The organism is Acidovorax sp. CF316 (genome assembly GCF_000276605.1).
In the GTDB taxonomy this organism is placed as follows: domain Bacteria; phylum Pseudomonadota; class Gammaproteobacteria; order Burkholderiales; family Burkholderiaceae_C; genus Acidovorax.
The window spans coordinates 40,664-51,560 of record NZ_AKJX01000006.1; the positions used below are offsets into that span (position 1 = coordinate 40,664).

The 10,897-nt window shown below is 69.3% G+C and carries 10 protein-coding genes; 3 read left to right on the forward strand and 7 right to left on the reverse strand.

Annotated elements, in window-relative coordinates; all coding sequences use genetic code 11:
- Positions 1–90: 90 nt before the first annotated feature.
- From PMI14_RS00810 to PMI14_RS00830, 5 genes are read right to left on the reverse strand one after another with little or no spacing between them, the layout of a single operon-like run.
- A complete protein-coding gene (locus PMI14_RS00810; RefSeq protein WP_007848084.1) occupies positions 91–1,251 on the reverse strand; it encodes an ABC transporter permease in 1,161 nt (386 codons plus the stop codon).
- Positions 1,251–2,426, reverse strand: coding sequence for an ABC transporter permease (locus PMI14_RS00815; protein WP_007848086.1), 1,176 nt, complete (start codon positions 2,424–2,426; stop codon positions 1,251–1,253). Before PMI14_RS00815 ends, PMI14_RS00810 begins: the two co-directional genes overlap by 1 nt.
- Before the next feature lie 34 nt (positions 2,427–2,460).
- Positions 2,461–3,477 carry an HlyD family secretion protein gene (locus PMI14_RS00820; RefSeq protein WP_007848088.1) on the reverse strand — a complete coding sequence of 339 codons (1,017 nt, stop codon included), beginning with the start codon at positions 3,475–3,477 and terminating at the stop codon, positions 2,461–2,463.
- 2 nt (positions 3,478–3,479) lie between these two features.
- A complete protein-coding gene (locus PMI14_RS00825; RefSeq protein WP_007848090.1) occupies positions 3,480–4,931 on the reverse strand; it encodes a TolC family protein in 1,452 nt (483 codons plus the stop codon).
- Positions 4,932–4,942: 11 nt separating this feature from the next.
- A complete protein-coding gene (locus PMI14_RS00830) occupies positions 4,943–5,764 on the reverse strand; it encodes a metal-dependent hydrolase (RefSeq protein WP_007848093.1) in 822 nt (273 codons plus the stop codon).
- Positions 5,765–5,880: 116 nt separating this feature from the next.
- Here PMI14_RS00830 and PMI14_RS00835 point away from each other — a divergent pair, with 116 nt between their 5' ends.
- Positions 5,881–6,492 carry a TetR/AcrR family transcriptional regulator gene (locus PMI14_RS00835; RefSeq protein ID WP_007848096.1) on the forward strand — a complete coding sequence of 204 codons (612 nt, stop codon included), beginning with the start codon at positions 5,881–5,883 and terminating at the stop codon, positions 6,490–6,492.
- Position 6,493: 1 nt separating this feature from the next.
- Here PMI14_RS00835 and PMI14_RS00840 read toward each other — a convergent pair whose 3' ends face one another.
- On the reverse strand, positions 6,494–6,880 hold the full coding sequence (locus tag PMI14_RS00840; protein WP_007848099.1) for a VOC family protein: 387 nt from the start codon (positions 6,878–6,880) through the stop codon (positions 6,494–6,496).
- A gap of 84 nt (positions 6,881–6,964) precedes the next feature.
- The gene (locus PMI14_RS00845) at positions 6,965–9,040 is read right to left on the reverse strand and encodes a sodium-translocating pyrophosphatase (RefSeq protein WP_007848106.1); all 2,076 of its coding nucleotides are present in this window, start codon (positions 9,038–9,040) and stop codon (positions 6,965–6,967) included.
- A gap of 277 nt (positions 9,041–9,317) precedes the next feature.
- Between PMI14_RS00845 and ppa the strand changes: the two genes are divergently transcribed.
- Together ppa and PMI14_RS00855 are read left to right on the forward strand one after the other, a co-directional pair.
- Positions 9,318–9,860, forward strand: a complete 543-nt coding sequence (ppa, locus tag PMI14_RS00850) for an inorganic diphosphatase (RefSeq protein ID WP_007848109.1) — start codon at positions 9,318–9,320, stop codon at positions 9,858–9,860.
- 192 nt (positions 9,861–10,052) lie between these two features.
- The coding region (locus tag PMI14_RS00855) for an MCP four helix bundle domain-containing protein (RefSeq protein WP_007848111.1) at positions 10,053–10,897 on the forward strand (845 nt) is incomplete at its 3' end.

The window sequence follows — 10,897 nt, forward strand, 5'->3', positions numbered from 1 at the left end:
GAATACCGGAATGCCTGTGATGGTACGCGGGCTTGCTGCCCAAGTGCCCAAGAATCTGCTCAAGAAGACCTTGAGCAGGTTCCAGGTTCCTCAGCCAGGTCGGCCAGGCCCTGGCCGGGTCCAGGCCAGCAGCGCCACCGTGCCTGCAGCGCACAGCGCCACCAGCGCGCACAGCTGGGGCAAGGCCGCCGCGAGGGGCGCACCCAGCTGGTTCAGGCGCAGCGAGGCTTGCACACCCGAGGTGCTGGGCAGCAGCCAGCGCGCCCATTGCAGCGGCTCGGGCAACGCTTCCACGGGCCACGAGAAGCCGGCCACGAAGGCGATCGGCAAGGTGGTGAACAGCAGCACCTGCAGCGCGCGCTCGCGGTTGCCCACCCACAGGCCGATCAGCGCGCCCAGGGCCGCAATGGCAGGAACATAGCAGGCCAGCAGCGCCAGCGCACCGAGCGGGTTGCCGCCGCGCGGGTAGTCGTGCAGCAGGAAGATCCAGCCGAAATAGAACAGGCCGCTCACCCAGCCCAGGGTGCACAGTGCCAGCAGCCGGCCCAGCCAGGTGCGGGCGCGCGCCCGGTGGCGCCCCGCCTCCACCCAGGTGCCGGTGAGCATGGCTGCGCCCATCAGCAGTGTCTGCTGCAGGATCAGGAGCGCCACGGCGGGCACGACGAAGCTGCCGTAGCCTTCCGTGGGGTTGAACAGCGCCACCATCTGCAGCTGCACCGGGTTGCGGCTGGCGGCAGCCTGCTGGGCGCTCTGGCCCGCGGCCTGCAGCTTGCGCATCTCGATGCCGGCCGACACGGTGCCCACGGCTTCGGCAAAGCCGTACTGCACGGCCTTGTTGAGCAGCGCGTAGGCGCCGTTGCCCTCCACGCGGACCAGGGCTTCCTCGCCCCGCACCACGCTGCGCTTGAGGTTGGGGGGGATCAGCGCGTAGCCCTCCACCTCGCCGCGCCACAGCGCCTCCTGTGCCTCGCGTTCGCTGGCAGTCACCAGGCGCACTTCGATGCGCGGGTCGGCCTCGGCAAAGCGCGTGATCTGGCGCGACAGGCTGCTGCGGTCCATGTCCACCACGGCCACGGGCACGCGGGTCAGCACCTCGTCGGCATAGAACCAGGGGTAGAAGAAGCCGTAGAGCACCGGCGCCGCCACGAGCAGCAGCAGCACGCCCTTGTCGCGGCCGATGGTGGCCAGGGCCTGCAGCCAGGCGCTCCACAGGCTCGCCGGCTCTGCCGACGGGTTGTGTCGTGCGTCCATCACCGTCCTCCCCAACTCTCGGGTTTGCGCCGTGCCAGTTGCAGGGCCAGCGTGCACACCAGCAGCAGCACGGCCGTGGCCGCCATCAGCGCCACCACGGTGGAGACGCTGGTGCGCAGCGGAGCGCCCATCTGCAGCTGCTCGATCTGCAGGCGGATGTAGTGGGTGTAGGGCATGGCCTCGGCCCAGGCGCGTGCGCTGGCCGGCATGCCCGCCAGTGGAAAGCCCACGCCGCTGAACGCGAACGCCGGTGCCGCGAAGAAGCCCGCGCCCGACAGGGCGGTGCGCAGCGAGCGCGTGGCGCCCGCCTGTGCCGCTCCGGCGGCCACCGACACGGCCATCAGCAGCGCCAGCCCGACCGCCACCCAGGCCAGGTTGCCCGGCGGGTGCCAGCCCCGGCCCCAGGTGATGCCCACCAGCGCCAGCAGGGCCACCAGCGTGAGGGATGCCCAGGGCAGGGCGAGCTTGCCGACCAGGGCCCCACCGGTGCGCAGCAGGCCGCCGTTCGCACCCAGCCATTCGCCCAGCGTGCGGTCGCGCAGTTCGCGGCCCACGGTCCAGGCGCCGGCCGTCATGGCCAGGATGTGCAGCAGCGCCGGAATCAGCGCCGCGCCCAGGAACTGTTCGTAGTTGGTGGACACGTTGAACAGCGCCAGCAACTGCGTGTGGATGGGCTCCATGCTCACGCGCACGGCCTGCGCCGGCTCGCCGCGCTTGTTGCGCGCCGCCATCTCGATGCCGGCCGACAGCGTGCCCACCACGGCGCGCACGTCGCGCTGCAGCACGCCCGAGTGCGTGCCCAGCTGCGCGTTGTGCAGCAGCGTGACCTGGGCCGTGCGGCCCTCCTTCACGGTGCGCGCAAAGTCGCGCGGCAGCGTGACCACGGCGTAGACCTCCACGCTGCGCAGGGCGCGTTCGGCCTCGGCCGTGTTGGCGTAGTGCTGCACCACCTGCAGGCCGGGCGTGGCGTCGAGCATGCGCACCACCTGGCGCGACAGGGCCGAGTGGTCGTCGTCCAGCACGCCCACGGGCAGGTGGCGGGGAATGCCGGCCGAGAAGATCCAGCCCATGAGCAGCACCGCCAGCAGCGGCACCCAGCTGACCATGGCCAGGTCCCAGGGGCTGGCAAGCAGGCGCCGCGCCTCGCGGCGAAAGCTGTGGACCAGGGTGCTCATGGCGTGGTCGGTGGGCAGGGTGTCGCGTGCCGGCTCATTGCACCAGCACCGTCATGCCGGGGCGGGCGCCTTCGATGGGGCTGGCCGGGCGGGCGCGCACTTCGAAGGTGCGCACGTCGAAGCCCTGGCCGGCGCGCGTGGCGCGCCAGGTGGCGAAGTCGGGCAGGGCGGCCGTGTGGTAGACCTTGAAGCGCACGGGCTTGCCGGCCGTGCCCAGGGCAGGCAGCGTGGCCTCGAACTCGCTGCCGATGGCAAAGCGCTGCAGCCGGTCCTCGCGCACGTTCAGCACCACCCACTGGTCGGCCAGGTCCACCACCGTGACCACGGCCACGCCCTGGGGCGAGAGCTCGCCGCTGCGTGCCAGCACCTTGGCCACCTCGCCGGCCACGGGGCTCTTGAGCTCCGTCTCGGCCTGGGCCGCCTTGACCTCGGCGACCACGCCGGCCACCTGGCGCGCCTGGGCGCTGGCGGCAGACCGGTCCTCGGGCCGGGCACCGGCGCGCGCCAGCTCGTACTGGGCCTTGGCGGCCAGGGCCTGGTCGCGTGCGGCCTTGTGGTTGGCTTCGGCCTCGTCCCGTTTTTGCGCGGCCACCAGGCCCTCGCGGGCCAGGCCGTCCACGCGGCGGTAGGAGGATTCGGCCAGGTCGGCTGCCGTCACGGCGCGCTGCCATGCGAGGCGCGCCATCTCCACCTCCTGCGGGCGCGCGCCGTGCTGGGCCTTGTCGGCCACGGCCTGGGCCGCTTCCTGCGCGGCGGTGGCCTGCGCCAGCTTGGCCTGCACCTCGGGGCTGTCCATGCGGATCAGCGGGGCGCCCACGGCGATCTGGTCGCCTTCCTTGACCAGGATCTGCGCGATGCGCGCCGTGACCTTGGGGGCGATGTCGGCCTCGCGCGCCTCCATCTGGCCCTGGAACACCTCGGGGGCCGGCTGGGAGGCCTTCCACAGGCCGAAGCCGACGAAACCGCCCGCGGCCACCAGGGCCACGGCGCCCAGTACGGCCGCCTTCTTGCTGCCCTTGCCGTTGTTGTTCTTGTTGCTGGTATCGCTCATGTTCATTCCACCTTCACATCGGCACGTGCCATGTATTTGCCAAATTCATCGGAAAGGCCGCAGCTTTCAAGCAGCTCGGCCAGGGCCTTCACGTAGTCGTGGGCGGCCTGGGCGCGTTCGGTCTGCGCCTTGGCCTGGTTGACCTGGGCGTCGATCAGGTCCAGCGTGGTGCTGGTGCCCGCGCGCAGGCCCGAGGTGCGCAGGCGCAGCACCTCGTCGGCCACTTCCAGCCCCGGCTGGAGGGCAAAGTAGGCGCGCCGCGCCTGCTCCAGCGCCTGCCAGCGCTTTTCCACCAGCAGGGCGATGTCGTTCTGCGCCTGGGCGCCGCTGCGCTCGGCCTGCTCGATCTGGCGCGAGGACGATGCGGCCAGCGCGTCGCGGTCGATGGAGTCCCACAGCGTGAAGCGCACGCCGATGCCGGCCACCCAGTCCGCGTCCCTGCCGGTCTTGAGCTGGCGCTGGCCGAAGGCGAACACCTGGGGCTTGCGCAGGGCCTCCTGCGCCGCATGCAGCTGCTCGGCCTGGCCCTTCTTGGCGGCTACCTTGGCCAGGCCCGGGTGGCGCTGCAGGGCGGCATCGACGAAGTGGGGCAGGGGCTCCACCGGCTGGCCGAGCACGAACAGCGGGCTGGTGGGCGTCACGCGCTCGCTGGCCTTCACCGTGCGGGTCAGGGCCGTGGCCGCCAGGTCGGCATCGTCGCGGGCCTTGCGCGCGTTGCGGCGCGCTTCCTCCAGTGCGGCGCGGGCCTGCAGGCGCTCCACGCGGGCGATCACGCCGGCGTCCAGCATCTTCTGCGCGGCCGCGTCGTGCTGCTCGATGGTGGCCAGGGCCGATTCGCGCAGCCGCGCCGCCTGCTCGGCCAGCTGGGCGCCGAAGTAGCGCTGCACCAGCACCGTGGTGACCTCGTGGCCGGTCTTGTCGGCATCGGCCTGCACCTCGGCGGCCTGTGCCTCCACCAGGCCGCGCGCGGCATCGCCGGCACCGCCCATGTAGATCGGCCAGATGCCCGAGACCGAGGTGCTGGTGTCCGTCTTGTGGCGGTTCAAGGTGTAGCTGGCCGGCAGGTGCGGCAACTGGGCCAGCGAGCCCGCCAGTTGCGGCGGCAGCTGCTGAAGCACGCCGGGCAGGGCCTCGTTCACGGGGTTGAGGTCGAGGTCCAGGTTGGCGTTGTAGGCGTACGCGGCACCGCTGAGCGAAACCACCGGGCCGCCCAGGCGTGCCAGGGCCTGGCGGCGCAGCTGGGCGCCTTCGACCGCGCTGCGCGATGCGGCGAGCTGGTCGGAGCGGGCCGCGAGCTGCTCCAGCGCCGTGTGGAAGGCCATAGGTTCGGCCTGTGCAGGCAGCTGCATGGCGAGCGCGGCCAGCAGGGCGGCGGCCCGCAGTGGGGAGGTGCGCAGGCAAGGGCGGGGCTGGCCGGCCGCCGCATGCGGCCGGTGGGAGGGGCTCTGGGTCATGGTGGGAGGGGTTAGCGCGCGCCTACGGGGATATAGGCATCACGGTGGTCGGCCAGCCAGCGTTCTGAGAGGTCGCTGCCATGCTGGCTGGGGTGGAAATCGCTGCGCAGGTACGCACGCCAGGGGCGCCAGCTTTCGCGCACCAGGCCGCCCTGGCCGAACAGGGTGCGTGCCGCGCTGGCCCAGGTGCGCCACCGCCACAGCGTGCCGTCGCGGCGCAGGTTGCCCACGGTCTGGCGCAGCACGTCGCCCAGGAACACCAGGGTGATGCGCCGGAACCAGGTGATGCGCCAGGCATGGTCGCCGCCCAGGGCCTGGTAGATGTCGAAGGCGGTGCTCTTGTGCTCGGCCTCTTCGGCGCAATGCCATTGCCACATCGTGGCCAGGCGCGGATCGGCGCCCGCCAGGACCTCGGGATGGCCCAGCAGCCACTCGGCCAGCAGGGCCGTGAAATGCTCGTTGGCCGCGGTCACCGCCAGGGGGTGGCGCGGGTCAGCGCCTTCGAAGAGCTTCATGCGCGCGGCCGCGCGCGGGGCCCAGGTATTGACCAGGCCCTGCGTGTCGAGGTGGCCATTGAACAGCGCATGGATGCGCCGGTGCGTGGCCTCCTGCCCGATGAAGCCGCGCACCTCATCGGCATGTTGCGCCTGCCGGTCAGCGGGCAAGGCCTTGTGGCCATTGCGCACCGCGTCGATGAAGAACTGCTCGCCCACGGGGAAGCTCATGGACAGCGCATTGAAGAGCGCCGTGCGAAACGCGTCGCCACCGCACCAGTGGCGCGCGAAAGGCGCTTCCAGGTCAATGAGCAGGCGGCGGACGACAAGTTCGGTCATGGCAGGCTCCAATCGGTGGACAGGTTTTGGTACTGCGTGGTACCAATGCATATGATGCGCTTGGAGTGTGGTACTGTCAAGTACCTTCTGGATCTATCCTGGAATTGCCTGCCGCCATGACCGCCGCCACGACCGACGCCAGCCCGTCTCCCTCCACCGTGCACCGCTCCCGCCTGCTGGAGGGCATGGCGCGCGCCGTGGCCGCGCGCGGCTATGCGGACACGACCATCGCCGACATCGTGCGCGAGGCCAGCGTCTCGCGCCGCACCTTCTACGAGAACTTCGGCGACAAGGCCGAGTGCCTGATCGCGCTGTACGAGGTCGCCAGCGGCAACGCCATCACCGTGCTGCGCAACGCCATCGACCCGGCGAGTGACTGGCAGGCGCAGGTGGAGCAGGCCATGGGGGCCTACTTCGGCGTGCTTGAGCGCAACCCCGTGCTGCTGCGCACGCTCTTCGTGGAGATGCTGGGACTGGGGGCGCCAGGGCTGGCGGCGCGCCGCCGCGCCAACCAGCAACTGGCCGACCTGATGCTCGACGTGGTGAACAACCGCCCGGGCGAACGCCTGCGCAAGGCGCCGCTCCAGCCCATGATGGCCATGGCGGTGGTGGGCGGCATCAACGAGATGGTGTTGCAGTCCATCGAGCAGGGGCGCGCCAACGACCTGCAGGAGCTGGTGGAGCCGGCCGCGATGCTGCTGCGTGCGGCGATCTCGGCGGAGTTCTGACTCAGATTTCGTTCGCTATTTCGATCAGGTTCTCGTCCGGGTCGTAGAGGTACACCGAGCGCAGGCGGTGCTGCGCTCCCGTGGCGCCCACCGGCCCCTGCACCACGGCCACGCTCTGCGCGGCCAGGTGCACGAGCACCTCATCGAGCGGCGTGCGCGTGAGAAAGCACAGGTCGCCCGAGCCCGCGGTGGCATGGCGCACGTTCGGGTCCACCACCGTGCCCACCTCGTGCAGGTTGATCTTCTGGCTGCCGAAGTGCAGGGCATGGCGCCCCGGCTTGAACTCCCGTGCCTGCATGCCCAGCACGCGCTCGTAGAAGGCGATGGTGGCCGGGATGCTGGCGACGGTCAGGACCACATGGTCCAGAGATTGCACGGTGATGGGCATGGCAAAGGAGGGCGACTGGGGTGTGAAAATGAAAAAGGCCCGCCGAAGCGGGCCCGTGGCCGTACTGGCTGCTACCGCAGCGTATCAGCTCCCATGGAATCGCACCACCAGCGGCACGATCAGCAGCGCCACGATGTTGATGATCTTGATCAGCGGGTTGATGGCCGGGCCGGCCGTGTCCTTGTAGGGGTCGCCCACGGTGTCGCCGGTCACGGCGGCCTTGTGCGCCTCGCTGCCCTTGCCGCCGTGGTGGCCGTCCTCGATGTACTTCTTGGCATTGTCCCAGGCGCCGCCGCCCGTGCACATGGAGATGGCGACGAACAGGCCGGTGACGATGGTGCCCATGAGCAGGCCGCCCAGCGCCTTGGGCCCCAGGACCAGGCCGACCACGATGGGCACCACCACGGGCAGCAGGCTGGGGATCACCATCTCCTTGATGGCGGCGGTGGTCAACATGTCCACGGCCTTGCCGTACTCGGGCTTGCCGGTGCCGTCCATGATGCCGGGAATGGTGCTGAACTGGCGGCGCACCTCCACCACCACGGCGCCGGCCGCACGCCCCACGGCCTCCATGGCCATGGCGCCGAACAGGTAGGGGATCAGCCCGCCGATGAACAGGCCGACGATGACCAGCGGGTCCGACAGGTCGAACGAGATGGCCTTGCCATAGGTCTCCAGCTTGTGGGTGTAGTCGGCGAACAGCACCAGGGCGGCCAGGCCTGCCGAGCCGATGGCATAGCCCTTGGTCACGGCCTTGGTGGTGTTGCCCACGGCATCCAGCGGGTCGGTGACGTCGCGCACGCTGCTGGGCAGCTCGGCCATCTCGGCAATGCCGCCGGCGTTGTCGGTGATGGGGCCGTAGGCGTCCAGGGCCACCACGATGCCCGCCATGCTCAGCATGGACGTGGCCGCCACGGCGATGCCGTAGAGCCCTGCGAGCTGGTAGGACGCCAGGATGGCCAGGCAGACGAAGAGCACCGGCCAGGCGGTGGAGCGCATCGACACGCCCAGGCCGGCGATGATGTTGGTGCCGTGGCCCGTGGTGGAGGCCTGCGCGATGTGCTGCACGGGCGAGTACTGCGTGCCGGTGTAGAACTCGGTGATCCAGACCAGCGCGGCCGTGAGCACCAGCCCCGTGGCGCAGGCCCCGAACAGGCGCATCTGGCTGCCGCTGGCGCGGATGGCGTTGTCCGGCATGATCCACATCGTGACGAAGTAGAACGCGATCAGCGACAGAATGCCCGCGATCGCCAGGCCCTTGTACAGGGCGGGCATCACGTTCTTCATGCCCGGCGAGGCCTTCACGAAGAAGCAGCCGATGATCGATGCCACGATGGACACGGCACCCAGCGCCAGCGGGTACACCGCGGCGTTGACCGGCGCGGCCACCACCATCAGCGCGCCCAGCACCATGGTGGCGATCAGCGTCACGGCGTAGGTCTCGAACAGGTCGGCCGCCATGCCGGCGCAGTCGCCCACGTTGTCGCCCACGTTGTCGGCGATCACGGCCGGGTTGCGCGGGTCGTCCTCGGGGATGCCGGCCTCCACCTTGCCCACCAGGTCGGCGCCCACGTCGGCGCCCTTGGTGAAGATGCCGCCGCCCAGGCGCGCGAAGATCGAGATCAGCGAGGAGCCGAAGGCAAAGCCGATCAGCGGGTTGAGCGCCTCGGCCAGCATGGGGCCCGAGGTGATGCCCCGCGACAGCGCCCAGTAAAAGCCCGTGACCCCCAGCAGGCCCAGGCCCACGACCAGCATGCCGGTGATGGCGCCGCCGCGAAACGCCACGTCGAGTGCCGGGCCGATGCCCTGCGTGGCGGCCTGTGCGGTGCGCACGTTGGCGCGCACCGAGACATTCATGCCGATGAAGCCGCAGGCGCCCGAGAGAAATGCGCCCAGGACGAAGCCGAGCGCGGAGCTCAGGTCCAGAAAGGCACCGATGAGAATGGCCAGCACCACGCCGACGAGGGCAATGGTCTTGTACTGGCGTGCCAGGTAGGCCGCTGCACCGGCCTGGATGGCGCCGGCAATCTCCTGCATGCGCGCGTTGCCCGCATCCTTGGCAAGAATCCACCCACGGGCCCAGATGCCGTAGGCCACCGCAATCAATCCGCAAACCACTGCCAGTATCAGAGGGGACGTCAGCGCTGAGTTGTCAGCCATTCATTTCTCCTTGGTTGTTTCAGTTGCACGGAAGGAAACACAACGCAGGTCGGTGGTGCTTCCGCTGCGTTGCTTCCTCGTGCTCCTGGGAGAAAAACCTGCTCAAAATCGAGAGCAGGTTCTCAAGGGGTCGATTGGCCAACAGGCCCAATTTACAGGCAAACGCCGGTTTGCAAGCGGGCAGAAAGGGGCATGCGCCTAAAATCAGGGTTAATCCCGACGCCATGGGTCCTGAACCGGGCTCGCGGGTTATCGTTTCAAACCACTATCCACAGACATGTCCCTGAACCACGTACCTCCTGGCAAGAACGCCCCCGACTCCTTCAACGTCGTCATCGAGATCCCGATGAACGCCGACCCGATCAAGTACGAAGTGGACAAGGAATCGGGCGCGATCTTCGTGGACCGCTTCATGACCACGGCCATGCACTACCCCACCAACTACGGCTACGTGCCGCAGACGCTGTCGGGCGACGGCGACCCGGTGGACGTGCTGGTGATCACCCCCTACCCGCTGTTCCCCGGCGTGGTCGTGCCCTGCCGCCCCATCGGCATCCTGATGATGGAAGACGAAGCCGGCGTGGACGGCAAGGTGCTGGCCGTGCCCACCGACAAGGTGCTGCCCATCTACACCCACTGGCAGAAGGTGGAAGACGTGAACCCGATGCGCCTGAAGGCCATCAGCCACTTCTTCGAGCACTACAAGGACCTGGAAGCCGGCAAGTGGGTCAAGGTGCTGGGCTGGGAAGGCCTGGACGCCGCCAAGAAGGAAATCATGGACGGCATCGCCAACTTCAAGGCCAAGAACAACGCGGCCTGAGCGCCCGGGCCGGCTGCCCCTGCGGTAGCCCGCTGACCAGAAAGCATGCATGCCCTCGCGGGCTGCATGCTTTTTTTCATGGAAACCCCGCACTGTGCAGTGCCCCTGCGGTTGCTAGACTGGGCAAAGCCAAGGTGTCGGTGCGCAATCCTGCGCACGCCCTGGCACGAATGGCCGTGGCCAAGGGGTGATATGAAGATTTCCGACGTGCGTATCGGGCTCAAGCTGGGGATCGGGTTCTTTGCCCTGGTGCTGCTCACGGGTCTCCTGGGAGCGGTCTCGCTGTTCCAGCTGTCACGCATCCACCACAACGCACAGGAGATTGCGAGCAACCTGCTGCCCAGCGTGGGCTACACGGGCGAGCTCAGGGTGCTGATGAACCGCATGCGGCGCTCCGAAGCCGGCATGATCACCTCGCGCAGCACGGCCGAAGTCCAGGCCTTTGCCGAGCAGATGACCGCGCGCGCCAAAGACCTGGAGCGCGTGGAGGGGCAGTACGAACCGCTGGTCAGCGCGGGCGAGGAGCGCGAGGCCTTCCAGGCCTTTCGCACGCGCAAGGCCGCTTACTACAAGCTCCAGGCCAACCTGGTGGATGTCGCCAAGGCGGTGGACTTCAGCACCAACGACACCCTGGCCTTGAGCGCAGATGCCTTGTCCGGGCTGTTTGCCGGTGAGTCCGAAACCGCCTTCGTGGCTGCCGCAGAAACCCTGGGCCAGTTGCAGAAGATCAACTCGGCGCAGGCCGACAAGGAGCAGGCCGAAGTGGCGTCGGTTTTCCAGGCGGCGCGCGTCTGGGTGCTGGGCACGCTGGCCGCCTGCGTGGCGCTCGCCATCGTGCTGGGCGTGTCGATCACGCGTTCGGTCACGCGCCCCGCGGGCCAGGCCGTGAGCGCTGCACGCGCCATTGCCGAAGGCGACCTCACGGCAGCCATGCCGGCCCATGGCAACGATGAAATGGGCCAGCTGCTGTCAGCCCTGGAGGACATGCGCTCCAACCTGGCGCGCGTGGTCACCGGGGTGCGCGGCAACGCCGAGAG

Coding starts and splice junctions, on each gene's coding strand:
- PMI14_RS00820 (WP_007848088.1), bottom strand. CDS start 3,477: ATGAGCGATACCAGCAACAAGAACAACAACGGCAAGGGCAGCAAGAAG.
- PMI14_RS00815 (WP_007848086.1), bottom strand. CDS start 2,426: ATGAGCACCCTGGTCCACAGCTTTCGCCGCGAGGCGCGGCGCCTGCTT.
- PMI14_RS00845 (WP_007848106.1), bottom strand. CDS start 9,040: ATGGCTGACAACTCAGCGCTGACGTCCCCTCTGATACTGGCAGTGGTT.
- PMI14_RS00840 (WP_007848099.1), bottom strand. CDS start 6,880: ATGCCCATCACCGTGCAATCTCTGGACCATGTGGTCCTGACCGTCGCC.
- ppa (WP_007848109.1), top strand. CDS start 9,318: ATGTCCCTGAACCACGTACCTCCTGGCAAGAACGCCCCCGACTCCTTC.
- PMI14_RS00830 (WP_007848093.1), bottom strand. CDS start 5,764: ATGACCGAACTTGTCGTCCGCCGCCTGCTCATTGACCTGGAAGCGCCT.
- PMI14_RS00835 (WP_007848096.1), top strand. CDS start 5,881: ATGACCGCCGCCACGACCGACGCCAGCCCGTCTCCCTCCACCGTGCAC.
- PMI14_RS00825 (WP_007848090.1), bottom strand. CDS start 4,931: ATGACCCAGAGCCCCTCCCACCGGCCGCATGCGGCGGCCGGCCAGCCC.
- PMI14_RS00810 (WP_007848084.1), bottom strand. CDS start 1,251: ATGGACGCACGACACAACCCGTCGGCAGAGCCGGCGAGCCTGTGGAGC.